26 protein-coding genes and 1 riboswitch are annotated in these 26,045 nt (G+C 65.4%); of the genes, 17 read left to right on the top strand and 9 right to left on the bottom strand.

Annotated features, from left to right (window positions below; translation table 11 throughout):
- The first annotated feature begins 15 nt into the window (after positions 1–15).
- Both infB and rbfA read left to right on the top strand, forming a co-directional pair.
- Entirely contained in the window at positions 16–2,907 is a 2,892-nt protein-coding gene (gene infB / locus J7I79_RS11615) for a translation initiation factor IF-2 (protein WP_214953291.1), read from the top strand.
- 244 nt (positions 2,908–3,151) lie between these two features.
- Entirely contained in the window at positions 3,152–3,661 is a 510-nt protein-coding gene (rbfA, locus tag J7I79_RS11610; RefSeq protein ID WP_104172504.1) for a 30S ribosome-binding factor RbfA, read from the top strand.
- Between the two features lie 77 nt (positions 3,662–3,738).
- On the opposite strand, the gene J7I79_RS11605 is transcribed toward rbfA, so the two are convergent.
- Positions 3,739–4,851 carry a ScyD/ScyE family protein gene (locus tag J7I79_RS11605; protein ID WP_214953289.1) on the bottom strand — a complete coding sequence of 371 codons (1,113 nt, stop codon included), beginning with the start codon at positions 4,849–4,851 and terminating at the stop codon, positions 3,739–3,741.
- A gap of 185 nt (positions 4,852–5,036) precedes the next feature.
- Here J7I79_RS11605 and J7I79_RS11600 point away from each other — a divergent pair, with 185 nt between their 5' ends.
- A complete protein-coding gene (locus J7I79_RS11600; protein ID WP_214953287.1) occupies positions 5,037–5,522 on the top strand; it encodes a nucleoside deaminase in 486 nt (161 codons plus the stop codon).
- Between the two features lie 86 nt (positions 5,523–5,608).
- Positions 5,609–6,082 carry a thioredoxin gene (gene trxA / locus J7I79_RS11595; protein WP_214953285.1) on the top strand — a complete coding sequence of 158 codons (474 nt, stop codon included), beginning with the start codon at positions 5,609–5,611 and terminating at the stop codon, positions 6,080–6,082.
- A 23-nt stretch (positions 6,083–6,105) separates the two neighbouring features.
- On the opposite strand, the gene J7I79_RS11590 is transcribed toward trxA, so the two are convergent.
- Both J7I79_RS11590 and J7I79_RS11585 read right to left on the bottom strand, forming a co-directional pair.
- A complete protein-coding gene (locus tag J7I79_RS11590) occupies positions 6,106–6,315 on the bottom strand; it encodes a hypothetical protein (protein ID WP_104172500.1) in 210 nt (69 codons plus the stop codon).
- Between the two features lie 142 nt (positions 6,316–6,457).
- Positions 6,458–7,612 (bottom strand): pyridoxal phosphate-dependent aminotransferase, encoded by a 1,155-nt coding sequence (locus J7I79_RS11585; protein WP_214953283.1) that lies wholly within the window; start codon positions 7,610–7,612, stop codon positions 6,458–6,460.
- Positions 7,613–7,680: 68 nt separating this feature from the next.
- On the opposite strand from J7I79_RS11585, the gene truB reads away from it, so the two are divergent.
- The 4 genes from truB to J7I79_RS11565 all read left to right on the top strand — a co-directional run bounded on the left by truB (position 7,681) and on the right by J7I79_RS11565 (position 11,247).
- On the top strand, positions 7,681–8,601 hold the full coding sequence (gene truB / locus J7I79_RS11580; RefSeq protein WP_214953281.1) for a tRNA pseudouridine(55) synthase TruB: 921 nt from the start codon (positions 7,681–7,683) through the stop codon (positions 8,599–8,601).
- A 1-nt stretch (position 8,602) separates the two neighbouring features.
- Entirely contained in the window at positions 8,603–8,956 is a 354-nt protein-coding gene (locus tag J7I79_RS11575; protein ID WP_214953279.1) for a hypothetical protein, read from the top strand.
- Between the two features lie 15 nt (positions 8,957–8,971).
- Entirely contained in the window at positions 8,972–9,430 is a 459-nt protein-coding gene (locus J7I79_RS11570; RefSeq protein WP_214953277.1) for a hypothetical protein, read from the top strand.
- A 68-nt stretch (positions 9,431–9,498) separates the two neighbouring features.
- Positions 9,499–11,247, top strand: a complete 1,749-nt coding sequence (locus tag J7I79_RS11565; protein ID WP_214953275.1) for an HNH endonuclease signature motif containing protein — start codon at positions 9,499–9,501, stop codon at positions 11,245–11,247.
- Between the two features lie 21 nt (positions 11,248–11,268).
- Here J7I79_RS11565 and J7I79_RS11560 read toward each other — a convergent pair whose 3' ends face one another.
- Both J7I79_RS11560 and J7I79_RS24610 read right to left on the bottom strand, forming a co-directional pair.
- Positions 11,269–11,619 carry an N-acetyltransferase gene (locus tag J7I79_RS11560; protein ID WP_251042696.1) on the bottom strand — a complete coding sequence of 117 codons (351 nt, stop codon included), beginning with the start codon at positions 11,617–11,619 and terminating at the stop codon, positions 11,269–11,271.
- Positions 11,620–12,438: 819 nt separating this feature from the next.
- Positions 12,439–12,550: riboswitch (Fluoride riboswitch) on the top strand.
- Between the two features lie 20 nt (positions 12,551–12,570).
- Positions 12,571–13,413, bottom strand: a complete 843-nt coding sequence (locus J7I79_RS24610; protein WP_214953271.1) for a DUF937 domain-containing protein — start codon at positions 13,411–13,413, stop codon at positions 12,571–12,573.
- 233 nt (positions 13,414–13,646) lie between these two features.
- On the opposite strand from J7I79_RS24610, the gene J7I79_RS11545 reads away from it, so the two are divergent.
- From J7I79_RS11545 to J7I79_RS11510, 8 genes are all read left to right on the top strand, one after another.
- Positions 13,647–14,630 (top strand): bifunctional riboflavin kinase/FAD synthetase, encoded by a 984-nt coding sequence (locus J7I79_RS11545; RefSeq protein ID WP_214953269.1) that lies wholly within the window; start codon positions 13,647–13,649, stop codon positions 14,628–14,630.
- 29 nt (positions 14,631–14,659) lie between these two features.
- Positions 14,660–15,514, top strand: coding sequence for a tryptophan 2,3-dioxygenase (gene kynA, locus J7I79_RS11540; protein WP_214953267.1), 855 nt, complete (start codon positions 14,660–14,662; stop codon positions 15,512–15,514).
- Positions 15,511–16,755, top strand: coding sequence for a kynureninase (kynU, locus tag J7I79_RS11535; protein WP_214953265.1), 1,245 nt, complete (start codon positions 15,511–15,513; stop codon positions 16,753–16,755). The genes kynA and kynU overlap by 4 nt, the downstream gene beginning before the upstream one ends.
- A gap of 220 nt (positions 16,756–16,975) precedes the next feature.
- A complete protein-coding gene (gene rpsO / locus J7I79_RS11530; protein ID WP_104172489.1) occupies positions 16,976–17,245 on the top strand; it encodes a 30S ribosomal protein S15 in 270 nt (89 codons plus the stop codon).
- Positions 17,246–17,491: 246 nt separating this feature from the next.
- Entirely contained in the window at positions 17,492–19,744 is a 2,253-nt protein-coding gene (locus J7I79_RS11525) for a polyribonucleotide nucleotidyltransferase (RefSeq protein ID WP_214953492.1), read from the top strand.
- 190 nt (positions 19,745–19,934) lie between these two features.
- Complete coding sequence (locus J7I79_RS11520) at positions 19,935–21,278, top strand: pitrilysin family protein (protein ID WP_214953263.1); 1,344 nt, start codon at positions 19,935–19,937, stop codon at positions 21,276–21,278.
- A 115-nt stretch (positions 21,279–21,393) separates the two neighbouring features.
- Positions 21,394–21,852 (top strand): DUF1579 family protein, encoded by a 459-nt coding sequence (locus J7I79_RS11515; protein ID WP_214953262.1) that lies wholly within the window; start codon positions 21,394–21,396, stop codon positions 21,850–21,852.
- Between the two features lie 48 nt (positions 21,853–21,900).
- On the top strand, positions 21,901–22,287 hold the full coding sequence (locus J7I79_RS11510) for a nuclear transport factor 2 family protein (RefSeq protein ID WP_214953260.1): 387 nt from the start codon (positions 21,901–21,903) through the stop codon (positions 22,285–22,287).
- Positions 22,288–22,398: 111 nt separating this feature from the next.
- On the opposite strand, the gene J7I79_RS11505 is transcribed toward J7I79_RS11510, so the two are convergent.
- Both J7I79_RS11505 and J7I79_RS11500 read right to left on the bottom strand, forming a co-directional pair.
- On the bottom strand, positions 22,399–22,821 hold the full coding sequence (locus J7I79_RS11505) for a nuclear transport factor 2 family protein (protein WP_214953258.1): 423 nt from the start codon (positions 22,819–22,821) through the stop codon (positions 22,399–22,401).
- A gap of 133 nt (positions 22,822–22,954) precedes the next feature.
- Positions 22,955–23,236, bottom strand: a complete 282-nt coding sequence (locus J7I79_RS11500; RefSeq protein ID WP_214953257.1) for a hypothetical protein — start codon at positions 23,234–23,236, stop codon at positions 22,955–22,957.
- Between the two features lie 188 nt (positions 23,237–23,424).
- On the opposite strand from J7I79_RS11500, the gene J7I79_RS11495 reads away from it, so the two are divergent.
- Positions 23,425–24,555, top strand: a complete 1,131-nt coding sequence (locus J7I79_RS11495) for a helix-turn-helix transcriptional regulator (protein ID WP_214953255.1) — start codon at positions 23,425–23,427, stop codon at positions 24,553–24,555.
- Between the two features lie 39 nt (positions 24,556–24,594).
- Here the strand turns inward: J7I79_RS11495 and J7I79_RS11490 are convergent, their stop codons facing one another.
- Positions 24,595–24,861, bottom strand: coding sequence for a MoaD/ThiS family protein (locus tag J7I79_RS11490; RefSeq protein ID WP_104172485.1), 267 nt, complete (start codon positions 24,859–24,861; stop codon positions 24,595–24,597).
- Between the two features lie 4 nt (positions 24,862–24,865).
- The gene (moaA, locus tag J7I79_RS11485; RefSeq protein ID WP_214953253.1) at positions 24,866–26,002 is read right to left on the bottom strand and encodes a GTP 3',8-cyclase MoaA; all 1,137 of its coding nucleotides are present in this window, start codon (positions 26,000–26,002) and stop codon (positions 24,866–24,868) included.
- Positions 26,003–26,045: the final 43 nt, after the last annotated feature.

Here is a 26,045-nt window from a genome sequence, read left to right as displayed (position 1 = left end):
CGAGACAGGAGAAATGTGGCCAAGGTCCGCGTACATGAGCTTGCTAAAGAGCTCGGTATTACTTCCAAAGATGCAGTAACCAAACTGCAGGAACTGGGCGAATTCGTTCGCTCTGCCTCTTCAACTATTGAGGCCCCCGTTGTGAGGAAACTCCGCAACGCTTATCCCGCCGCCGGCGCTTCGAAGTCCGAAGCTCCGGCTGCAGCGCCCAAGGCGCCCGCCAGCCCCTCGGCTTCCCGTCCGGCGCCCGCGCCGGGACCGGCAGCTCCCAAGGCTCCGGAACCCAAAGCTGAAGCTCCGGCTGCAGCCCCGGCCGCTCCGTCGGCTGCGGCTCCGGCAGCACCCGCTGCAGCAGCGTCTGCGCCTGCGGCGCCCGCTCCGGCTGCACCGTCCACCGGTGCCAAGCCCGGCGCACGCCCGGCTCCCAAGGCTGAGGCTCCGGCTCCGGCAGCATCTGCACGCCAGGGTTCAGCACCCCGTCCGGGCGGTCCCCGTCCCGGTAACAACCCTTTCGCCACGTCCCAGGGCATGCCCCGAGGCCGCGGCGGCGACAACGAACGTCCGCCGCGTCCGGGCAACAACCCGTTTGCTCCTTCCCAGGGCATGCCCCGTCCGGGCGGAAACCGCACTGAGGGCGAGCGCCCCGGCGGCCCGCGTCCGGCAGCCGGCGCCGGGGGTCCCCGTCCGGGTGCTCCCCGTCCCGCTGGCGCACAGGGTGCACGTCCGGGCGCTCCGCGTCCGGCCGGCGCTGCAGGTGCACGTCCCGGTGCAGGCGGCGGAAACCGTCCTACTCCCGGCATGATGCCTAACCGCACCGAACGTCCCGCACCCGCTGGTGCAGGCCGTCCCGGCGGCGGAGGCCGCGGTCCCGGACGCCCAGGCGGCGCACCGGGTACCGGTGGCGCTCCGGGTGCCGGTGGCGGTGCTCCGGCCGGCGGTGGCTTCGGCAAGGGCGGCCGCGGTCGCGGTGGCACCCAGGGTGCCTTCGGTAAGGGCGGCGCAGGCCGTGGCAAGCAGCGCAAGTCGAAGCGTGCCAAGCGCCAGGAACTCGAGCAGATGAGTGCTCCGTCGCTGGGTGGCGTAAGCGTGCCCCGCGGCGACGGCAACACCGTTGTCCGGCTCCGTCGCGGCTCGTCCATCACGGACTTTGCCGACAAGATCGAGGCGAACCCCGCTGCATTGGTGACCGTGCTCTTCCACCTCGGCGAAATGGCCACGGCCACGCAGTCGCTGGATGAAGAGACCTTCGCCCTGCTGGGCGAGGAGCTTGGCTACAAGCTCCAGGTCGTGTCCCCGGAAGACGAGGAGCGCGAGCTGCTCTCCGGTTTCGACATCGACTTCGACGCCGAGCTGGAAGCCGAAGGCGACGAGGAACTCGAGGCACGTCCTCCGGTTGTCACCGTCATGGGTCACGTTGACCACGGTAAGACCCGCCTGCTGGACGCTATCCGTAACTCCGACGTCGTCGCGGGTGAACACGGTGGCATCACGCAGCACATCGGTGCCTACCAGATCACCACTGACCACGAAGGTATCGAACGCAAGATCACCTTCATCGATACTCCGGGCCACGAGGCGTTCACCGCCATGCGTGCCCGTGGTGCGAAGGTCACCGACATCGCCATCCTGGTGGTCGCAGCGGACGACGGCGTTATGCCGCAGACCGTTGAAGCCCTCAACCACGCGCAGGCCGCCAACGTGCCGATCGTCGTGGCCGTGAACAAGATCGACAAGGAAGGCGCCAACCCGGAAAAGGTCCGCGGCCAGCTGACCGAGTACGGACTGGTTCCGGAAGAGTATGGTGGCGACACCATGTTCGTGGAGGTCTCTGCCCGCCAGAACCTGAACATCGACGAGCTGCTCGAGGCTGTCCTGCTTACCGCAGACGCAGCACTGGACATGCGCGCCAACCCGAACAAGGACGCCCGCGGTATCGCGATTGAAGCCAACCTGGACAAGGGCCGCGGTGCGGTTGCTACCGTCCTGGTTCAGTCCGGTACGCTCCACGTCGGCGACACCATCGTGGCAGGCACGGCCCACGGCCGCGTCCGTGCGATGTTCGACGACGACGGCAGCGTCCTGACCGAGGCCGGCCCGTCCCGCCCCGTGCAGGTGCTGGGTCTGTCCAACGTCCCGCGTGCAGGTGACACCTTCTTTGTGACCGCTGACGAGCGCACCGCCCGCCAGATCGCCGAGAAGCGTGAAGCAGCAGACCGCAACGCCGCCCTGGCCAAGCGCCGCAAGCGCATCAGCCTGGAAGACTTCGACCAGGCCGTCGCCGATGGCAAGATCGACACCCTCAACCTCATCCTCAAGGGTGACGTGTCCGGTGCCGTGGAAGCCCTCGAAGATGCGCTGCTCAAGATCGATGTCGGCGAAGGCGTCCAGCTCCGCGTTATCCACCGCGGTGTCGGTGCGATCACGCAGAACGACGTCAACCTGGCAACGGTCGACAGCGCCGTTATCATCGGCTTCAACGTCAAGCCCGCCGAGCGTGTTGCCGAACTGGCAGACCGCGAAGGCGTGGACATGCGCTTCTACTCCGTCATCTACGCAGCAATCGATGACATTGAGATGGCCCTCAAGGGCATGCTCAAGCCGGAGTACGAAGAGGTCCAGCTTGGCACCGCCGAGGTCCGCGAAGTGTTCCGTTCCTCCAAGTTCGGCAACATTGCCGGTTCCATCGTTCGCTCGGGTGTTATCCGACGCAACACGAAGGCCCGCATCAGCCGCGACGGCAAGATCATCGGTGACAACCTCACCGTTGAGACGCTCAAGCGCTTCAAGGACGACGCAACCGAGGTCCGCACGGACTTCGAGTGTGGTATCGGTCTTGGCTCGTTCAACGACATCACCGAGGGCGACGTCATCGAGACCTTCGAGATGCGCGAGAAGCCGCGCGTCTAGGTTGGTTGTTTGACGGGTCGGGGGCGTCGGATTTTTTCCGGCGGCCCCGCCCCTACGCTGGGCGGCATGGGATCTGCGATCCCTTGCCGCCCAGCTTCGGTAGGCCCGATGCCACTCCCTGGCCGCCGGATAAAATCCAACGCGGGTCCGTCGTAGACTCGCCTTAGGTGCGTGGCATCAAAACCCAACAGTTGTGCGGGCACCGTTCCGGCGCCGTCGTACATCCAAATATTTAGGAGTGGAAATGGCTGATCCGGCACGCGCTGCCAAGTTGGCGCAGCGGATTAAGGTTGTTGTTGCAGAGGCTTTGGGCCGGAAGGTCAAGGATCCCCGGCTTGAGGGGATTACCGTCACCGATGCCCGTGTGACCAATGATCTGCAGCACGCCACGATCTACTACACCGTGTTCGGGGACCAGGTTGTCCAGGCGGATGCCGCCAAGGGCCTGGAGAAGGCCAAGGGCGTCCTCCGGCAGGAAGTCGGCCGCAACATCACTGTTCGGCTGACCCCCACCCTGGAGTTCGTGGCCGACCAGATTCCGGTCAACGCGTCCAACCTCGAGGAACTGCTCCGCGCCGCCAAGAAGCGCGACGCAGAGGTGGCTGCCCTGGCTGCAGGCGCCAAGCATGCCGGCGACGCAGATCCCTACAAGAGCGACATTCCCGAGGACGTGGAAATCGACGAGGACGACTTCGACGAAGAGGATGACGACCTCCTCGACGACGAAGAAATCGACGAAGACAGCAACAAATAAGCGCAGCAACCAATAGGCGCAGCAACAGTGTGGCCGGACCCGCGAAGGGGCCGGCCACACTTGTGTGTTAAATCCGGTCAGTGGCGGGAATGCCCGTCCAGGTCCACGGAGACCAGGCGTCCGTTCGGAGGCTGGTTCGCCGCCGGCAGGGCATCCACAGTGGCATAGAGCGTCGAGTCCTCAAGGGCAACGTCCGCCGTGAGGACGCCGGCCAGCACCGTCCTTTGCCTGCTGTCGCCGTCGATCCTGAGCACGCCCTCGCCGAACAGGGACGCGACGTAAACGTCGCCGTTGTCGTCCAATGCCAGCCCGGTGGGTGACATGACCTCGTCAGCAAAGAGCCTGACCCTGCCGTTGTCCGGATTGACCCGGTACACGGCGCCGCGGGCACCGAGTGCGGGATCCTCCGGTCCGCCGGGGAGCACGGAGACGTACAGCCAGCCGTCGGGACCCACCGCGACGTCCGTGGGGACGGGTTCAAAGGCATAGGTTCGGCCCACAACGCAGTCAGGGAGCTTCAGGGTTGACGCCACCTCCGCAGTGATCCGGTAGGGCTGCGACGGAAGTACCGCCACCGTTTCTGTTTCACCTGACCGGATGTCCACGGACACCACGCTGTTGGCGCCGGCATCGGCAACGTAGATGGTGCGGCCGGCGACGGCAATCCCGTAGGGGTGGGAGTCGACGTCGCCGTTATAGGCAGCCTGCACCTCCGGCGGCAGTTGTGCCAGGCACGCGTCCGGAAGGTCCTTGAAGCCGTAGTGTTCGCCGCCATCGGCATTCTCTTCCGTCTCCAGTGCAGCAAAATCGCCGAACGTGCGCTGCGTGCCATCCTCTTGGATGGACCGGATGTGACCGGCAAGGGGGCGGTCATCAAAGGGACCGGCGCCCTGGCTTTCGGCAAAATACGTGGTCCCGCGGCGTTCGCCGCTACCGGCGACATCCCATGCGGGGTCCGAATAGAGCACCGACTTGGCGCCGTCCGAGCCGATCCGGGTCAGCCGGCCGGCGAATGACTCGCTGACCGTGACGGAACCGTCGCGGCCGGCGCTGGCATGGAGCGGGCCGACGAGCCCGTTTGCAAGGGTGACCGGTTCGCTCTGCGGCGGGGCTGCGACGCCTGCTGAGCCGGTTGCCAGGAAAACCGCGGCGGTGACAGCAGCCGCGGCAAGCGAAAAGTGCTTTCTCATGGTGGTCTCCAAATGGCCAATGATGATTACCGGGAATCATTGAGACCACTTATTCGGCTTACGGGAAAGACCGCCGCCCCCACTGGGCACATTCTATTTCTTTGCCTCCGGGTAAGTCGATGGATCCGGCAAACTGCGGCCGCATCCTTCACGTGGAGCGGGGGATAGCTGGCTATGATCGGAGCATGGACACCCAACCTTCAGCCGCTGACATCCAGGAGTTCCTAGGCCAGGCCGTAAACCTGGCCGTTCAGAATGTGGCCGACGGCGGTGGCCCGTTTGGTGCATTAGTGGTCACCGCAGACGGGAAGCTCCATTTCGGCGTCAACAGGGTGACGCGCGACAACGACCCCACGGCCCACGCCGAGGTCGTGGCCATCCGGACAGCAGCGGCCGAGTCCGGGACCTTCGACCTGAGCGGCGCCGTGCTCTATGCGAGCTGTGAGCCGTGTCCGTTGTGCCTGGCCTCGGCGTTGTGGGCGCGGATCGAGCGCGTGTATTTTGCCGCGGACAGGCACGGGGCAGCGGCCGCCGGGTTCGACGACGCCGTGTTCTACGAGTTTTTTGAGGGCACCCGGCCGGAACTGATGCCGGTCCGCCAGACCGACATTCCGACGTCGAACGTTCCGTTCGACGCGTGGCGCGACAACCCGGACCGCACAGAATACTGAGCTCCGGCCGCGGATAGGACCGGACTGCCGGGCCGGCGGGACCTTCGACTCTATCCGGCCCCGGCAGCCGGGCGTGCGATTAACCTATGGCTTCAGGCGCGACTGGAAGGCAGCGGGGAGCAGTGGAACCGAGATTCATCAGGTGTCCCGGCTGCGGTAAGACGAACAGGATCCCCGCAGCGGCTCCCGGCCGTCCCCTCTGCGGAAACTGCCGCCATAACCTGCCGTGGATCGTTGACGCCGGAGACGCTGACTTCAGGCACATCGCAGAGCAGTCAACCGTGCCTGTACTGATCGACTTCTGGGCCGTATGGTGCGGCCCCTGCCGGCTGGTCAGTCCGGTCCTGGACCAGCTGGCGACGGAGAAGGCGGGACGGATCAAGCTGGTCAAGGTGGATGTGGACCGCGCGCCGGGACTCTCCTCCAGGTTTGCCGTTCAGGCAATCCCCACGCTGATGGTGATCGTCAATGGAATGGTGATCGCCCGGCAGGCGGGTGCCGCACCGGCGCCTGAGCTCCGGACATGGCTGGAACACGCGCTGTCCTCGAGCCTGAGCTGAGCTACTGCGGCTGAGGTCCCGCGTTAGGTACGCCGGGACCGCCGGCCGCGCGCCCCCAGTCCTCCGAGCAAAGGTGATCCCATGCCCAGAAGGAAGCCGAAGTCATACCAGTTGCCGGCCCTGCCGGTGTTATAGAAGGGGAACTCCGCCCAGGCCCCGAACACGTGGGCAATGAGCACTATCCACGCCGTAATACCGTTCCAGAAGCCCCACAGCAGGTCCTGCCACCACATGATCTTCCTCTCCGGAGCCGCCCCTGTGGACAGGCTAGGGGACGACTGGCAACTTCACTAGGGGCTCTGTGCCCGAGTTGGGGAGATTGTTTCTTCAGGTGGGGTGCATCAGCTTCGGGAGGGCAGTTCCGCGAGGGGAGGATCAGCTTCGCGACGGGAGGCGGCCCAGGCCTTCCACGAGGTCTTCTTGGGCGGCGCACAGCGCGATCCGGATCCAGCCTTCGCCGATGGAACCGAAGGCAGTCCCTGGGGCGAAGGACACCCCGGAATCGGCCAGGAACGTCCGGACCCAGGACCGCACGTCGCCGCCGCTGACATGCGAAACATCGGCCCACAGGTAGAAGGCGCCCTGAGCGGAGAGGAAGGGGATGCCCTTGGATTCCAGTATCGCCGAGGCCGAGTCCCGGTTGGCCCGATAGTGTGCATGCGCGTGGCTGACGTAGTCCTGAGGGCCCGTCAGGGCGGCTATCGCGGCGTACTGGGACGGGGACGCGACGCAGGAAACAATCGACTCCATCACGTTGTTCATCTTCCGCTCCAGCCCGGGCGGGCAGACCAGCGCACCAATCCGCAGCCCCGTCAGGCCGTATGTCTTGGAGAGCGTCAGGGACGTAAAAACCCTCGCCTCCCCAGGCACATCACTGTCGAAGCGGGCGGGGCTGACGTGGGGAACATCGTAGGTGAACGCCTCGTAGCATTCATCGGAGATGATCCACAGGTCATGGCGCTGAGCCAGCTCCACCATGTTGCGGGTCAGCTCTTCGCCCAGGACCGCGCCCAGGGGATTGGACGGTGAATTCAGGATCAGCACCCGGGTCCGCGGCGTGATGAGTGCCTCAATGTCCTCGATCCTTGGCTGGAAGTCGTGCTCCGGGTAGAGCGGGTAGCCCACGGGAACTCCGTGCAGCAGACGGCTGGTCATTGCAAACGTCGGGTAACCGGGGTTGGGGATCAGGATTTCGTCGCCGGGGGAGAGCAGCAGGCTCATGGCCAAGTGGAGGCCCTGCTGGGCGCCGTCCACGATGTAGACACGCTCGGAACCGATGTCAACGCCATTGCGCTCACGGAACCTGGCTGCGAAGGCCTCGCGGAGGGCGGGGATTCCGGCGTTTGGCGTGTAGTTGGTTTCGTCGCGGTCCAGGCAGGCCATGCCGGCCTCGAGGACGTGGCGGGGGAGGGCGAACCCCGGTTCTCCGATGCTTAGCACAATGGCGCCGGGGGTGGCCCACGCGGCCTCAGTGATCTCGCGGATCTGGTTGACGGGAACGTCGCGGACATGTGCGGCAAGCTCGGGCATGTCTGCCATCCTAACTGGCCACCGTCGGGCGAAAAAGGAGAGCCGTCGGCGCGGATATACTGGGAGGCGTGCTTTCTGGACTGGTAATAGTGGACAAGCCGCAAGGATGGACCAGCCACGATGTGGTTGGACGGATGCGGCGGCTGGCCGGTACCCGGAAAGTGGGGCACGCCGGAACGCTGGATCCCATGGCCACGGGTGTGCTCGTGCTTGGGATAAACAAGGCCACGCGGCTCTTGACGTACATCGTTGGCACCTCCAAGACGTACACAGCCACCATCCGCCTCGGTGAGTCCACCGTGACGGACGACGCCGAGGGCGAGGTCGTCAGCACCCAATCTGCCGCTGCAGTCACCGAGGAAGCCATTCGGGCCGGCGTTGCGGCACTCACCGGCGAAATCCAACAGGTTCCCAGCAGCGTCAGCGCCATCAAAGTCAACGGTGAGCGCGCGTATGCCCGCGTCCGGTCCGGCGAAGACGTCAAGCTCGCCGCGCGACCGGTCACCATCCACCGCTTCGACGTCCACTCAGTCCGTCCGGAGCGTGACGGGGAAATCCTCGACGTGGACGTCACCGTGGAATGCTCTTCCGGAACGTACATCCGTGCCCTGGCCCGGGACCTCGGTGAAGCGCTGGGTACCGGCGGCCACCTGACGGCCCTTCGCCGGACGCAGGTTGGGCCGTACACCCTTGACCAGGCCCGGACCCTGGAGCAGCTTGCCGAGGAACTCGAAGTGCTGGAAATGTCCCTGGCCGCGCGGGCGCTCATGCCCAACCGCGAGCTCAGCGAGGATGAAGCCACCGAAATTTCCTTCGGCCGGCGAATCGCCGCAGGTGTGGCTGCCGGGACGCCGGATGCCGCCACCGCGGACAAACCTGCCGCAGGGTTCGCTCCGGACGGCTCTTTGGTGGCCCTGCTGGCCGATGCCGGAAGCTACGCAAAGCCGGTGCTGGTGTTTGCCCCGAGCAACGAACAGCAGGCCAAGTAGCTTGGACGCGTACTTTTACATCATCTTGGCCGTCGGGTTGCTTTCCACGATCATCTGCACTGCCGCGGGGATCATGAAGAAGGCTCCGAACGATGCGACCATCCTGTCCGTCGCCGCTGTGGAACTCGCGCTGCTGGTTTACCTGGTGGGTTCGATCGTCCGGGTGGCTTCGGGGGAGCAGATCGCCGGCGAAGCGTGGGAGTTCTGGGGTTACCTGGTGACTGCGCTGATTCTTCCGGTGGGCGCCGTGTACTGGTCCATCCTGGAGCGCACCCGGTGGAGCAACTTTGTCCTGGCTGCCGTGGGGGTCACCGCCCTTGTGATGGCCGCCCGCATGAACCAGATCTGGTACTGAGTGGAAGAAGCAGACGTGACTCCGCAAACCCCCGTCAACAAAGCAGAGAACGCGGCCTCAGAGGCCCAGCCTAAGGACACCCGGAATACCGGGCCCGGGCGCCTGCTGATCGCGGTCTACGCCGTTTTTGCCATCTCCGCCACGGCACGGGCTGGCTACCAGATCCTCACCAAGTTCTCTGAAGCCCCGTTGGCGTACCTGCTCTCCGCCTTCGCGGCGCTCGTTTATGTCGTGGCGACGGTTTCGCTGGCGAAGGCGGGACGGACCTGGTTCAGGGTATCCGTGGCTGCGGTCCTTGTGGAATTGGTGGGCGTGCTGGTGGTCGGGGCGCTGAGCATCTTCGACTCCGTCAACTTCCCGCACGAAACCGTGTGGTCCCTGTTCGGCCGCGGCTACGCTTTTATACCCCTCCTGCTTCCCATCCTGGGGCTTGTATGGCTGTACCGGCGGCGACCGGTCCCGCTTAAGGCATAGCGGGGCGCTCGATTCTTAGGACGGATCCTCGGGCGTAAATTGTCGCACCCCCTTGGCAGACTTAGTTCATGGAAGCCATGGGGGAACTGACAGCAGGAGGGGCGTTGCGGTGGGCCGAGCTGCCGGCTGCCGCTTCTGCCGTTCAGCTCCTTGCTGTTCATCCGCCTGCTGCGCGCGACCGGGGCCTGCGCAGTGTCCCCGCGGGGCACCAGTATCCGGATACTTTAGCGTCCGACGGCGGCGGGTCCGGTGATCTGGCGCGGTGCCTTGAGCTGCTCGGGACCTTGAGTTCGACGGCGGTCGACGACTCGGCGCTGCTGAGCTTCCGTGAGGCTGCTGACTTTGCCGACAATGTCGAGGAAGTCTCCCGGGCCGTCGATTATCTGCAGATCGTTGCGGCCGGGGCCGTGGACCGGAGCCGCCGGGAAGCCGCAGTGGCTGCGGGCTCGGCCGCAGTCGGCTCGGACCCGGGCTCGGGCGCGGCCATCGGATGGGGCGCAGATACTGCTGTAGCCTCCCAAGCTCCACGTCCAGCCGAATCTGAGCTGGCTGATGACGGGTACAGGAACGCCACCGAGTTCCTCCGTACGCGGCTGCGGATCAGTGCGGCCGAGGCCCGGCGCCGGATCAGTCTCGCCGCCGCGGTCCTGCCCCGGGCAGGGTTTGCGGGCCACACGGAGCCTGCGGAGCGGCCCGAGCTCGCCGCCGCCGTCGCTGCCGGGACCGTTGCCTCCCGGCCCGCGAGCATCATCACGGCGGCCCTGGACCGGGTCCGGCACCACGCCACCGGGGACACCACGGCCCGGATGGAACACGCCCTGACCCGCACCGCGGCCGAGTACGACACCGACTTCCTCACCCGGATCGCCCGCCGCTGGACCGACGCGATCGACCAGGACGGTTCGGAGCCTTCCGAGGAAGAACTCCGCCGCCGCCAGGGCGTCTTCCTCCGCCCGGCCCGCCGCGGACTCCACCACCTGGAAATCTTCGCCACCCCGGACCAGTACGAGCCCCTCCTGACCGTCATGAACACCGCCACCAACCCCCGCACCCGAGCCGGTACCACCGAGGGTAGTGACGCCGGCAGCGACGCCGGCAACGACGCAGACAGTGCCGCGGATAGCGGCGACGGGACCGGCGGCGGACCTGATGCCGACCTGGACCGGCGGACCCGGCCGCAACGGCTCCTGGACGGCCTGGTCGGTGCCTGCAAAGCAGCCCTGACCACCGGAACCCTCCCCACTGCCGGCGGGCTCCGGCCGCAGGTGATGGTCACCATCGACCACCGCGACCTCCTGGACCGCCTCGAACACACCACCGCCCAGGGACCCCGCTACCGGACCGCGGCCACGGGCACCGGCAGCGAATCCTCGGCCAACATCCCCGGCATCCCCGGCACGGGCTCGTTCACGTTCACCGGCCCGGTCAACGCTTCCACGGTCCGGAAAATCGCCTGCGACGCCGATATCATCCCCGTCCTGCTCGGCAGCCAGGGCCGCATCCTGGACATCGGCCGCACCACCCGGATCTTCCCGCCCCACATCCGCAAAGCCATCACCGCCCGCGACCAAGGCTGCGCCTTCCCCGGCTGCACCATCCCCGCCCCCTGGTGCGAAGCCCACCACATCAGTTACTGGTCACACGGCGGACCCACCAGCACGGACAACGGAACACTGCTCTGCTCCCATCACCACCACCTCATCCACAAGGAACAATGGACCATCCAGGTCAAAACCGGGATCCCCTGGTTCATCCCGCCACCACACATCGACCCACGGCAAAAACCACAACGGAACAACTACTTCAGACTCGAATGATGCTGTCTGGCATGCCCATGGCTAGCGGAACTGAGCGAACATGCTCAGCGGTTCGGGGCTGAAGTCCGAGCCGTCGGTGAATCCCAGGGCCTGATAGAAAGCACGCTGCCCGGGTCCGTTATCGGTGATGAGTACCGTCTGCCGGACATGCCTGTATCTGGACTGGATGGCTTCAAGCATCGCCCGCCCGGCGCCGGATCCCTGGAACGTAGGCGTAACCAGGATGTCCTGCACGTAGCAGATGGTGGCGTCGTCCGAAATTGCCCGCGCCAGCCGACGATTTCTCCTGCGCCGTCCCGGCAGGTCACCACAAAAGCTGAATTCCGGATCGCCCGGACCAGCACTTCGGGTTCCGCGGTGTAGGCGGTCCATCCCGCGGATTCGTACACGGCGATGACATCTGCGTCGGCAATCCCGCTGCCGACGTGAACGCTGAAATCAGGCATCGGACCAGTGTTGCATGGCAGAGCTCCGCCGGGGCCTGCTGAAATGCTGTCAGCAAACGAAGAATTCCATGGGTGCTATCGTGACAACTCGCCGGTGGGCAGTGTTTCAGGGGACACACGAAAGCGCCGGGCAACCAGGGGGAGCAAATCGTGAACAAGGCAGCCCAACAACACGGCACCGGAGGCTATTGCCGCACCGGCAAACGGACCAGCGCCAGCCAGGGTCCGGAGCGCGCGGCCGGCAGCACGGGAAAATTCTCATGAGCCAGCCCGCGGAACCCATCCCCAAAAGCCCGTCCCGTGTGCTCTTCTACGGTGTGACGGGCAGCGGCAAGTCTTCGGCGGCCCATGACTATGCGGCAGCGTCGGGGCTCCCGGAGTACTCCGCCGACGACGATATCGGCTGGCTTCCCGGCTGGCAGCAACGCACCGTCGAACAGCAACGCGAAATCGCGGCGGCCGTCGCTGCACGCGACCGCTGGGTCCTCGACAGTGCCTACGGCGTGTGGCGCGACATCGTTGTTCCCCGCGCGGAGCTCGTTGTCGTGTTGGACTATCCCCGTTGGCTTTCACTCTCCCGCCTGCTGCGCAGTTCCCTCCGGCGCGTCATCACCAGGCAACCCGTGTGCAACGGAAACGTGGAAACACTCGGGAGGCTCTTTGCGAGGGATTCGATCTTCTACTGGCACTTCAACTCCTTCGCCAGGAAAAAGCGGGTGTTCAGGCAGTGGCAGACCGATCCGGACATGCCGCCGGTGATGGCGTTCCGCCGGCCCGGGGAGCTGGACGAATGGCTTGCCACCGTGGCAACCGCTGCCGCGGGTCCGGTGCGCGCAGCTGACGACCCCTGCCCACCCCTGAGGTGAGCGTCGGGCGGCTATTTCTTTCCGAAGAGCCCGCCCAACAGGCCGCCGAGGCCGCCGCCGTCGTTCTTTTTCTCCTCTTTCTGCCCGGCCGTCCGGTCGTCGCGGAGGTCGACGTCGATCAACTCGCCCGGAACGGGCGCACCGCCCTGCGGTATCGGCTGACCCAGAGGCCCGGTCGGGGCTTGCGGCGCCGAATTGCTCACCCGTTCCGGGACTACTGCACCCCGGGACTGCTGCCCGCCCTGCGAGCCCCCACCCAAAATGCCGCCAAGAATATCCCCGAAGCCTCCGCCTTGGGCGCCGGTGCCGCCCTGCGGGCCGCCGCCAAGAATGCCGCCCAGGATACTGCCGAGATCGATCCCGCCAGCCTGGCCTGCGCTGTTGTCAGAAGGCTCGCCCGAACCGTCGCGGCCAGCCACCTCGCCGGCCCCGCCTCCCGCATTTTGTCCGCCGAGGATCTTCTTGGCGAGGTAGGACATCACAATGGGCGCGAGAATGGGCAGCAGCTTCCGGACGAGGTCGCTGCCAACGCCGCCGAGGTTGGCAGATCCAGCGAGCTGGGTTGCCACCTGGTCCTGCTGCCCGCCAAACACATGGCTCACAATCTTCTCGCCGTCGTGAGTGTCCACCTGCGAGGCGTCCACGCCGCCGTCCACGAGCCCGTCACGATGCTGGGCCAGGGCGGATTCCAGGGACGCGGCACCATCCGGCGCCTGTACGTTGCTCTGCATGCCGGCGAGGAGGGTGGGTACAGCGGCCCCGATGGCGGCCTGGGCAGACTCCCTGTCCGTGCCCAACAGCCCGGCAATCTGGTCTACCGGTATCTGTTCCAGAATCTCGCGGAGGTCAGTCATGGCATTCTCCTTCAGCCCGGCGGGCGGCCGAGAGCATCGTTGGACGCGGCGCGCAGCTGCGTCGCCGGGTGCTGCCCTTGCATCCTAGTCCGGGACGGAGACCCGCGGAAGGCCAGGCTGGGCACCGGCCGGGGCGTCGGTTGCTCTGGGCAATTGCGGGTAATCTTAGAGAGTTCCGGAGCCCTGCGCGGCACTCCGGACGAGTCAATGGCAGGCAGTAAAAGGCGAGGTTGATGGTCCACATCTGGAACGATCCGTCCGAGGTCCCCGCGGACTTCGGCCCGACCGTTGTCACGTTCGGCAATTTCGACGGCGTGCATCGGGGGCACCAGCAGGTGCTTTCACAGCTCATCCGTACGGCCCGACTCAACGGGGCGCGGTCAGTAGCGGTCACTTTTGATCCCCATCCTGCGCAGGTCCACCGGCCCGAGTCGGCTCCTGAGCTCATCATGGGCCTGGAGGACAAGCTTGTTGCCCTCGGCGAACTGGGACTGGATGCCGTCCTGGTCATGAAGTACTCCCTGGAACTCGCCAGCCTCACCCCCGAAGAGTTCGTGGCAGGCGTCCTCGTGGACAGCCTCAAGGCCAGCCACGTGGTGATCGGCCACGACGCCCGCTTTGGCCGCGGAAACTCCGGTGACCTTTCCACCATGCAGGAGCTGGGCGAGAAGTTCGGCTTCACCGTCCAGGTCATCAGTGAGTTCGGCTCCGAAGGGTTTCCCATTCACGACGACGGCGGCAAGGACCGCCGCTGTTCGTCCACCTGGGTTCGTGAAGCGTTGCGGGACGGCGACGTCACCACCGCGGCCGCCGTGCTTGGCCGCCCGCACCGGATGCGCGGCGAGGTGGTGCACGGTGCAGCCCGTGGACGTGCCCTCGGATTCCCTACCGCCAACCTGGCCTCTGAAGCCAGCGGTTACATTCCGGCGGACGGCATCTACGCCGGCTGGCTGGTGGACGAGATCGGCACAAGGTGGCCTGCAGCCATCTCCGTCGGTTCGAACCCGACGTTCGACGGGGTCAGCCGGCAGGTTGAAGCACACGTGATCGACCGCCCGGAAGAGCCGGTTGAAGACTTCGATCTGTACGGCCAGACAGTAGTGGTGGAGTTTGTGGCGCGGTTGCGGGGAATGGTGGCGTACCGTGGGCCGGAAGCGCTCGTCGAACAGATGCGCCTGGACGTCGTCCAGGCCCACGACATCCTGTTCCGGCGCTGACCACAGTCACTGGCAAGGAAGGCACCGCTGTGTCCGTTGATAAGAACACAAGGAAACTGGAAAAGGACATCGTCCGGGATTTCAGTTCGCGGATGAGTTACGCGTCCTACCTGCAGCTGCCCACGCTCCTGAGCGCGCAGCAGCCGGTCAGCGATCCCGAACACCACGACGAACTGCTGTTCATCATCCAGCACCAGACCACTGAGCTCTGGCTGAAGCTGGTCCTTCACGAGCTGCGCAGCGCGGCAGCATGGCTCCGCAGCGACGACCTCGGCTCCGCCTTGAAGGCGATTGCGCGCGTCAAGCACATCCAGAAGACCCTGACCGAGCAATGGTCCGTCCTGGCGACGCTTACCCCCACCGAGTACTCACAGTTCCGCGGCTTCCTGGGCAATTCGTCGGGGTTCCAGTCCAGCCAGTACCGGGCAGTCGAGTTTGTTCTCGGCAACAAGAACCGCAAGATGCTTCCGGTGTTCGAATCCGATCCCGAGGCCCACGAGCAGCTCCGCCGCGTCCTCGAGGCGCCGAGCATCTACGACGAATTCCTGGCCTACCTTCACCGCCAGGGCTTCGAGGTTCCGGCCTCCCTGCTGGAGCGCGACGTCACGAAAGCGCACGAGTTCTGCCCCGAACTGGTGCCCGTGTTCAAACACATCTACGAAAACGCGGCGGACAACTGGGGTGCCTACGAGGCATGCGAGGAACTTGTGGACCTGGAGGACAACTTCCAGCTGTGGCGGTTCCGGCATCTGCGGACGGTGCAACGGACCATCGGCATGAAAGCGGGCACCGGCGGTTCCAGCGGGGCCGCGTTCCTGCAGAAGGCCCTGGAGCTGACTTTCTTCCCCGAGCTTTTTGCCGTCCGGACGGAGATTGGCCAATGAGTACGGTTCACGAGACCCAAGACGTCCTGCTGCTCCGCGCCGTCGAACTCGACGCCGCGGACCCGCTGGCAGGCTACCGCGACCACTTTGTCGGAACGGACACGGACCTGTCCTACCTGGACGGCAACTCGCTGGGCCGTCCGCTCAAGCGGACCGTCACTGACATCAGCGCTTTCATCCAGGACAGCTGGGGCGGCCGGCTGATCCGCGGCTGGGACGAAGACTGGCTCCAGCTGCCCGAAGCCATCGGCGACCAGCTGGGCCGGGCAGTGCTCGGCGCGGCTCCCGGGCAGACCATCATCGCCGACTCCACCACCGTGGTCCTGTACAAGCTGATCCGCGCCGCCCTCGCCGCGGTCAAGGACCCCGCCAGAACCGAGATCGTGCTGGACACGGACAACTTCCCCACGGACCGCTACCTCCTGGAAGGCATCGCCCAGGAGGAAGGACTGACCCTGCGCTGGATCGACGCCGACCCGGCCGCCGGTGTGACGGTGGATCAGGTGACGGCGGCCCTTGGGCCGGCCACCGCCGTCGTGGTCCTCAGCCAGGTGGCTTACCGCTCGGGGTTCCTGGCCGATCTCCCGGCGATCACGTCGGCAGTGCACGACGCCGGTGCGCTGGTGGTGTGGGACCTGTGCCATTCCGCCGGGTCAGTTGAGCTGCAGCTTGATGACGCCGGCGTCGACTTCGCCGCCGGCTGCACGTACAAATACCTCAACGGGGGACCGGGTTCGCCCGCCTTCGCCTACGTCAATGCGCGGCACCTGCCGGCGCTGAACCAGCCGATCTGGGGCTGGATGGGCCGGAAGGACGCCTTCGAAATGGCCTCCGGCTACGAAGCGGCGCCGGGGATCCGCAGCTTCCTCAGCGGAACACCGGCAATTTTCGGCATGATCGCGATGCAGGGCACGCTGGACCTGATCGAAGAAGCCGGGATGAAGGCACTCCGCGAAAAGTCCCGGAAGCTGACGGCCTTCGCGCTTGAACTCCATGATGCGTGGCTGGCTCCGGCCGATGTCCTCCTGGCAACACCGCGGGACCCGGATCAGCGGGGGAGCCACATCACCGTGGACCACCCGGACTTCCGGGAGATGACGGCCGAGCTCTGGGAGCAGGATGTCATCCCCGATTTCCGGGCACCGCACGGGATCCGGATCGGGCTCTCACCGCTCAGTACGTCTTTCGCGGAGGTCTACCGCGGTGTCGCTGCGATCCGCGATCTGCTGGCACGCCCGTAGTCCGCGCCCGTAAGGCCGGACGGCATCTTTGATGAGTCAACACGGTGTTTCGACAAGATTGCGGCTGGGCCGGTAAACTAAACGTTGGATCCGGCTGCAGTCCGTGGCGGCTGGCTCTTGTTATGTGCAGGAATTCCCGGTTAGGTCGGGATTTTCGGTACAGGCACACCCGGCAGTGAGTTACTGATTCGGGCCTCACGGCACATCTCTAGGAGTTATTGTGGCACTTGAAGCCGCTGTAAAGCAGTCCATCATCAAGGATTTCGCAACGTCCGAGGGCGACACCGGTTCGCCGGAGGTCCAGGTTGCAGTCCTGACTCAGCGGATCAAGGATCTCACTGAGCACATGAAGGTGCACAAGCACGACTTCCACACCCAGCGCGGTCTGCTGGCCATGGTTGGTCGTCGCAAGCGTATGCTCACCTACCTCAAGAACACTGACATTGCCCGCTACCGTGCGCTCATCGAGCGTCTCGGCCTGCGCCGCTAGTCTGAATTACGGGGCGGCCCTTTCCTTCAGGGACGGGCCGCCTTCTTCAGTAGAAAACTAAACAGGAGGATCAACCGCATCACGCATTCGCGGTCCTCGGTAGTGATTCCCGGGAACGGCTTCGAAGAATGAAGCCCGGCCCGTGGGTCTCGATCGATGACCGGGTGCAGTGCAGGCCAGTAGACAGATGCTGGACTGGGTTGATGCGGCTGGACTTCCGTTAACCAAGAAACGGAGGTGACTCTCTTGGAGGGTCCCGAAATCCAGTTCTCAGAAGCCGTCATTGATAATGGCCGCTTCGGTAAGCGTGTAATCCGCTTCGAAACCGGCCGTCTTGCCAAGCAGGCAGCCGGCGCAGCCATGGTGTACATCGACGAAGACACCGCGCTGCTGTCCGCAACCACCGCCGGCAAGCACCCGCGTGAAGGCTTCGACTTCTTCCCGCTCACCGTTGACGTCGAAGAGCGTATGTACGCCGCCGGCCGCATCCCGGGCTCGTTCTTCCGCCGTGAAGGCCGCCCGTCCACCGAAGCCATCCTGGCTTGCCGCCTCATGGACCGCCCGCTGCGTCCGGCCTTCATCAAGGGCCTGCGCAACGAGGTCCAGATCGTGGTCACCGTCCTGGCAATCAACCCGGACGAGCTCTACGACGTCGTGGCCATCAACGCCTCCTCGATGTCCACCCAGCTCTCAGGCCTGCCCTTCTCCGGCCCGATCGGCGGCGTCCGCGTTGCCCTCGTTGCCGACGAGAACGGCTCGCAGTGGGTTGCTTTCCCGAAGCACTCCCAGCTCGAGAACTCCGTGTTCAACATGGTCGTTGCCGGTAGGACTGTGTCGGGAGCCGACGGAGACGACATCGCCATCATGATGGTTGAAGCCGAAGCCACGGACAACTCCTGGAACCTCATCAAGGAACAGGGCGCAACCGCTCCCACCGAAGAGGTTGTTTCCGAAGGCCTCGAGGCTGCCAAGCCGTTCATCAAGGCCCTCTGCGACGCCCAGGCCGACCTGGCTGCCCGCGCCGCCAAGCCGACCGTCGAATTCCCGGTCTTCCTCGACTACGAGGACGACGTCTACGCCGCTGTTGAAGCCGCTGCCGCTGAGAAGCTTGCTGCTGTCTTCCAGATCGCTGACAAGCAGGAGCGCGACGTCGCTTCCGACGAGCTCAAGGACGAAGTCACCTCTTCGCTCGCCGGCCAGTTCGAGGGCCGCGAAAAGGAGCTGTCCGCAGCCTTCCGCTCAGTCACCAAGCAGGTTGTGCGCCAGCGCATCCTCAAGGACCAGATCCGCATCGACGGCCGCGGCCTGACGGACATCCGCCAGCTCACCGCCGAGGTTGAGGTTCTGCCCCGCGTCCACGGTTCGGCTATCTTCGAACGCGGCGAGACCCAGATCATGGGTGTCACCACGCTGAACATGCTGAAGATGGAACAGCAGATCGATTCGCTGTCGCCGGTAACGCGCAAGCGCTACATGCACAACTACAATTTCCCGCCGTACTCCACCGGTGAGACCGGCCGCGTGGGTTCGCCCAAGCGCCGCGAAATCGGCCACGGTGCACTCGCAGAGCGCGCCATCGTGCCGGTACTGCCGTCCCGCGAGGAATTCCCGTACGCCATCCGCCAGGTGTCTGAGGCCCTCAGCTCCAACGGTTCGACGTCGATGGGTTCCGTCTGCGCCTCCACGCTGTCGCTGCTCAACGCAGGTGTGCCGCTGAAGGCTGCCGTTGCCGGTATCGCCATGGGCCTGGTTTCCGACCAGGTTGACGGTCAGACCCGCTACGCGGCCCTGACTGACATCCTCGGCGCCGAAGATGCTTTCGGTGACATGGACTTCAAGGTTGCCGGTACCTCCGAGTTCGTCACGGCCATCCAGCTGGACACGAAGCTCGACGGCATTCCGGCCTCCGTCCTGGCTGCTGCACTGAAGCAGGCACGCGAAGCCCGCCTGCACATCCTCGAGGTCCTGAACTCCGCGATCGACACCCCGGACGAGCTCTCCGAGTTCGCGCCGCGCGTCATTGCGGTCAAGATCCCCGTGGACAAGATCGGCGAGGTCATTGGGCCCAAGGGCAAGATGATCAACCAGATCCAGGAAGACACCGGCGCGGACATCTCCATCGAGGACGACGGCACCGTTTACATCGGCGCCACCAACGGCCCGTCCGCCGACGCCGCACGTTCCGCGATCAACGCCATCGCCAACCCGCAGGTTCCGGAAATCGGAGAGCGCTACCTGGGTACGGTCGTCAAGACCACCACCTTCGGTGCCTTCATTTCCCTCACCCCGGGCAAGGACGGTCTGCTGCACATCTCCGAGCTTCGCAAGATCGCCGGCGGCAAGCGCGTTGACAATGTCGAGGACGTCGTCTCCGTGGGCCAGAAGATCCAGGTTGAGATCACCAAGATCGACGACCGCGGAAAGCTGTCCCTGTCCCCGGTCATCGCCGAGGAAGAAGGCGCTGAAATCGCCGAAGTCGTCGAGGCAGCCGCAGAGTAGTCTGCAGCGCACTTCGTAAGACAAACACGACGGCGGGGCCGGTGGATCATCCACCGGCCCCGCCGCCGTTAAGATATGCCCGCCGCCGTCGTTAAGCCGAGCGATTGAACGGCCGTTCCTGGATCATAGGGGGAATGGTCCGCTGGTACGATTGCAGGCAGATTTGGCACCCGCTTCTTGAAAGGCCTTAATGACTGTCGTACCCCTGCCGCTAGTGCAGAACCAGCCCGGTGACACCCTGATCCACGGAGCCGACGGCGGGTCCGTTGTCCGCCGGTCGGTGCTCCCCGGCGGCGTGCGTGTACTGACGGAGGCCATGCCCGGCCAGCGTTCCGCGACCATTGGCTTCTGGGTTGGCGTGGGTTCGCGCGATGAAGCCCACGGGCAGCACGGTTCCACTCATTTCCTTGAGCACCTGCTTTTCAAGGGCACCAAACGGCGCACGGCGCTGGAAATCGCGTCCGCCTTCGACGAGGTTGGCGGCGAGTCCAATGCGGCCACAGCCAAGGAAAGCACCTGCTACTTTGCCCGGGTCCTGGATACCGACCTGCCGATGGCGATCGACGTCATCGCGGACATGATTACCGGCGCGGTCCTGGACCCGCAGGAGATGGAGCAGGAACGCGACGTCATCCTTGAGGAAATCGCCATGGACAGCGACGACCCCACGGACGTCGCCCACGAGCATTTCGTCGCCGCGGTGCTGGGAATGCATCCGCTGGGACGTCCGATTGGCGGAACCCCGGAGGCCATCCGCGCGGTGGCCCGAGATTCGGTCTGGGACCATTACCGCCGTTACTACCGTCCGGATGAACTCGTCATCACGGCCGCCGGCGGCCTGGACCACGACGTCGTCTGCGGGCTTGTGGTGGATGCACTCCACCAGGCGGGCTGGGCCCTGGAGGCTGGGGCCGCGCCGGTGGAACGGCGCTCCACCGAACGGGCAGACATCACCGGCACGGCCGGAATCCATGTGGTCAAGCGGCCCGTTGAGCAGGCAAACATCATCATGGGCTGCCCGACGATCGTCGCCACGGACCAGCGCCGCTACGTCATGAGTGTGCTGAATGCGGTGCTCGGCGGCGGGATGTCCTCGCGGCTGTTCCAGGAAGTCCGGGAAAAGCGCGGCCTGGTGTACTCCACCTACTCCTTTGCCTCATCCTATGCTGATGCCGGCTACTTCGGCATGTACGCAGGCTGCACGCCGTCGAAGGTCCGCCAGGTGTTGGAGCTGCTCGGCGCCGAGCTGGACAAGCTGGCAGAAGACGGCATCTCCGACGACGAGCTCAAGAAGGCCGTGGGCCAGCTCTGCGGCGGCATTGTGCTGGCACTCGAAGACACCGGTTCGCGGATGTCCCGGCTTGGCCGTGCCGAACTGGTGTCCGGTGAATACCAGGACATCGAGGAGACCCTCCGGCAGATCAAGGGCGTCACCGTGGAACAGGTGCGGGTGTTGGCGCAGGAACTGGCAGCAGCACCGCGGACGGTGACCGTTGTGGGTCCGTTCGAGGAAGACGAAACCTTCGGCCTCTGACCCCTCCCGCTCCGGGCATTGAAACGCCGCTGGTGGGCTGTGCGCTGTACATCCGAATGCTGGACATCCCAAGGTGGCGGCGTGATGATGAACCCGGGGCCACACTGGAGGAACGATGGACCATCCGCACCCGGGCACGGCGCAGGAGCTCGAGGTTTTCCTCGGCCATTGGACAGGCACTACCCATATTGAGGCTTCACCGCGCGGGCCTTCCCGGACAGCGGAGGCCGAAGTGGTGTTCACCAAGGCCGCCGGCGGCTATGCCGTGCTGCAGAGCTACCGGCACACGGAAACCGGAGGGATCCGGTTTGAGCGGCACGGCATGTTCACCCTGGATCCCGACCACCCGGACACCGTCTGGTACCACGTGGACAGTGTGGGCCAGCCGCGGGAAGCCCCGACGCGGTGCACCTGGCACGGCGGTGTGCTCACCGTGGAACGCCGAAATGGCCGGGCCACGTCACGGCACACCTTCAGGGTGGACGACGGCGTGCTGACGCATAAGTCCGAGGTCCGCCTGGCCGACGCCACGGCGTTCGCCCCGTTCATGACGTCCGTTTGCCGCCGCACCTGACAGCGCGAGCGGACAGTTGCGGCCTCCGCCACTCAAGAAAGGTTTCTCATGCCAGACTCCAGCGTCGAAGGGATCGCGCGCTCCTACATCCAGGCCGTTGGCTCCCACAATATGGAAGCCCTTGAAAACCTGCTCGGTGAGGATCTCCTAGCCACCTTCGCCGGCACGACCCTCGACAAGGCCGGGTGGACCACGGCAATCAAGCGCCTTCTCCCGGCGCTGGTCCGCAACGAGATCCGGGAGGTCTTCACCGCGCAGGACCGTGCCTGCGTCGTGTACGACTTCATCACCGATACGGCTGCCGGTGCCGTGAGGTGCATCGAGCTGCTCACCGTCAACGCAGACAAAATCAGCGAGATCGAACTTGTCCTGGATCGGGCCGCCTTCGCCCCCGTCAATGCGGCGCTGAAAGCGCGGGTGCCGCCCGCCCAATAAAGATCAGCGTCGACATCATCGAACAACTGTGCTCGAAGTACGGCGACGGCCCACATGATCTGGTCCCCCTTGAGCCGAAGGACTGGACACGGACGGCGTGAATCCCGTGCGCTAGTTATGCAGGACAGCGTCCGGGGGACGCGGTGTGATGACCGGGTCTGCGTGGCGATGCACCAGTGCCCAGGTGTCGCCCTCGGGGCGATAAACGCTCGTTACACGCAAATCAAACTGCGATATTTCGTCTCCTCCTCCAAGCTTTGCCTGCCAATGTTCTATGTCGAGGAAGACGGCGAGATCGGAAGTGACGTGCCTGGTGAGGGCATCAACAGCGGTGACCCGTCCATCCTTGAACCGGGCAGCGGCTGAATCGAGGGCCTTAGATACCCGATCCCAGCCGACAACCGGAGGACCCCAGGGATTCGCAAGGGACCCATCCTCGCCGTGGGAGAAAATGGCCTTGGCGGGTTCTGGGTCTCCTTGGGCAAAATCATTCATCGTTTGATGAAAGCGGCCGACGACCTCGTCAAGCTGCATGGCTCCCACCTTCTGACTGATTGCGGCGTTCCGAGTATCGAATCATACGCCGGGGGATCCCGCCCGTCACCAACTGCCTGAATCGGCGGCCCCGCGGGGCGCGAACGGACAGTTGGCGCCCCGCCGAGGACCCTTAGCCTGCTGATTGCACAATCCGTGTCCGCGGTGCCCCGTCCAGAGCGGGAGCCGCGGCAGGTGAATTCCACACCTTCTGCTGAAGGTTGGCCAGCAGCGCCTCGGCCTGTTCCCGGCTCGCAAGATCAAGTTCAACAACCACATAGTGCGGATCGTCCACCGGGCGGCTGATGCGATGAGCCAGCACGCCTGAGGCTGTCCGGTTTACCGGGTCCCGATCGAACGCAGCCTTCCACATGCCGAAGTCCTTGATTCCGTGCTCGATTTGCAGCGTGTACATTTCAATCCCTTCCTTTGTGGGCGCCTTCCCGGCGACCCTATCTCCCTGGCCGACAGCCAGATGTGCCTATAGCCACACGGTAGGCCTGCCCGGTGAGCGCGGGGTATCCCAGAAATCTGGGGCGGACCAGTCCAAACGTTCGGCGAAGGGCCGGGCCATACTGTCTCCATGACCACAAGTCGGGTTCCATGACCACGCATTGGGCACTGAGCCGGAGCCTGGAACGGATCGGTCATCTGTGCGGCGGATCCATGGAGGACCATGAAATGCGCGCGGCAGTGCTCGCCGAGCTGGGCAGCGTTGTTCCGTTCAGTTGGTTTGCCTGGCCCTTGGCTGATCCCGGGACCTGCACCGGCATGTCGCCCATGGCCCGAATTCCTTGTCCCGAAGAACTGCCCGCCCTGATCAAATTGAAGTACCTGACGGAAGCCGGCCGATGGACATCGCTCCTGGGCGGCGGCTCCCAAGCCGTCACCCTGCAGGCGGCAACCGGCGGCAACCCCGCCCTAAGTGCGCTTTGGGACGGCATCCTCCGCCGGTATCAGGTGACCGACGTGCTTTTCACGGTGTTCGGCGACAAATACGGCTGCTGGGGCTGGCTTGACCTGTGGCGGTCCGGTGACGGGGGACTCTTCACAGACACTGAATCCACATACCTGGCGACGGCGGCACCCGTCATCGCGGCCGGCTTGCGGCGGAACCGGGCCGCACAGATGAAGCGGGACGCCCGGCTGCGGCGCGGCGCGCGGCAGCCGGACGTTGAGGAAGGACGTCCCCGGCGCGGCCTGCCCGGACAGGCGGTGCTAACGCTGGACGCCGGACTCGGAATAACCGGCCGGAGCGCCTCCGCGGCTGACTGGATCCGCCTGTTGCAGCCGGGGCCCTCACCTTACGAGTCCGTCCCGGCCGAGGTTTTCAACGTCGCCGCGCAGCTGCTGGCCCGCGAGGCCGGGGTTGATGCCCACGAGGCATCGGCCCGCGTGCCCATCGGTTTCGGCCAGTGGGCTGTGCTCAGGTCATTCCGGATGGACGTGCGGAAGGACGGCGAAGCGCCGCTCGCCGTGACGATCCAGGAATGCCCTGCGGCCGAGAGACTGGAGGTATTTGCGCGGTGCTTTGGCCTGACGCCGAGGCAGCGCAGCCTGCTTGACCTGGCCGCCAGCGGGCTGGACACTGCCGCGATGGCGGCTGCCCTTGGCATCAGCCACTACACGGTGCAGGACCAGTTCAAAGCGGTCTTTGCCGCGTGCGGCGTCCGGAGCAGGAGCGCACTGTTGGCCCTGGCGTTCGGGACGGAGACCGGCGCGCCGTCTGTATGAAGGGCTGGCCGGCGGAATCCCGGCCGAGCGGCAAACTGCCTAGCCGCCGGCAAAGGGCGGCAGCACGTCCACCACGTCGTCCGGGCCAAGGACCACCGACCGGTCGCGGACAGCCACTTCGTTCAACAGGAAACTGCTTCGCGAAAGCAGCCGCGCAAGCGGAGGCGTCCCGGCGGGCGGAACCGGCCGGTCGACGTCGAGCACTGCGCTCAACAGTGCCTCCACCGTGGAGCCGGCGGGGAGCTCGAAGCGTTCCTCTTCGACCCCTGCTGCGGCGCGCGCGGCAGCGAAGTAACGTACGTTCAAGTTTTCAGCCTCCGATGGCGCTCATGCTGCGGTCCGGCTGGATGAAGTCCGGAGCATCCAAACCGACGTGGTCCATGCCGTGGGCCTTTGGCTTGATCCACATGGCGTCCTGCCAGCGTTCGGCGAGCTGCTGGTCGGTGGCGCCCTCGCGCAGCAGCCCCAGGAGGTCGACTTCCTCGCGTGAGAACAGGCAGCTCATGATCTTGCCTTCCGCCGTGATTCGGGTGCGGCGGCAGTCCGAGCAGAACGGTTCGGTGACGGAGGCGATGATTCCGACGGTTCCGAGCACAGGGCCGGCGGCTTCGGCGGAACCGGGGACCCGGCGTCGTACTTCGAAGCGTTCGGCCGGGGCGCCGTCGCGGTCCCTCGGATCGGCACTGAGCACATAGTCGACGGACAGCAGCGCGCGAATTTCCGCCGCGGTGATCATGTTCCGGCGGGTCCAGCCATGGTCGGCGTCGAGCGGCATCTGCTCGATGAAGCGGAGTTCGTAGCCGCGGTCCAGCGCCCACGCCAACAGGGACGGGGACTCGGCGTCATTGATTCCCCGCATCAGGACCGCGTTAAGTTTCACGGGACCGAGACCCGCGGCCCAGGCGGCGTCCACTCCGGCCAGCACCTTGTCCAGGAACGGGCGGCGGGTCAGCTTGGTGAAAGTCTCTTCGTGCAGGGAATCCAGCGAGACGTTGATCCGGGAGAGCCCGGCTGCCTTGAGCCCGGCCGCTTTTTTGTCCAGGCCCACGGCGTTCGTGGTCATGGAGATCGGCAGCTCGGGATGGGCCTGGCGCAGGGCGGAAATTATGGCGAGCAGGTCGGCCCGGACCAGGGGTTCGCCGCCGGTCAGGCGCAGTTCGCGCACCCCCAGCATGTCTACGCCGATCCGAACGATCCGGACGATCTCCTCGGCGGACATCACGGCCTGCTTGGCCAGCCATTCAAGGCCCTCGGCCGGCATGCAGTAGGTGCAGCGCAGGTTGCACTTGTCCGTCAGGGACAGCCTCATGTCCGTGGCACGGCGGCCGTAACGGTCCATCAGGCCGGCCGGCATACCCTCGGGACGCGACGGCAGCGGCAGTGCGGGTACTCCCGGATCGGAACCGGCCCCCTCCCGGGGTTGCGGCATGCCAAGCTGAACACTCATAAATTCAGGCTACGCCACCTTGGTGCCAACCATCACGCCTGTG

Origin of the sequence: Arthrobacter sp. ISL-69, from assembly GCF_018613775.1 — a bacterium.
Lineage (GTDB): Bacteria > Actinomycetota > Actinomycetes > Actinomycetales > Micrococcaceae > Arthrobacter.
The sequence above is the reverse complement of the archived record's forward strand: the minus strand, read 5'-3'. Positions and strand labels throughout refer to the sequence as shown.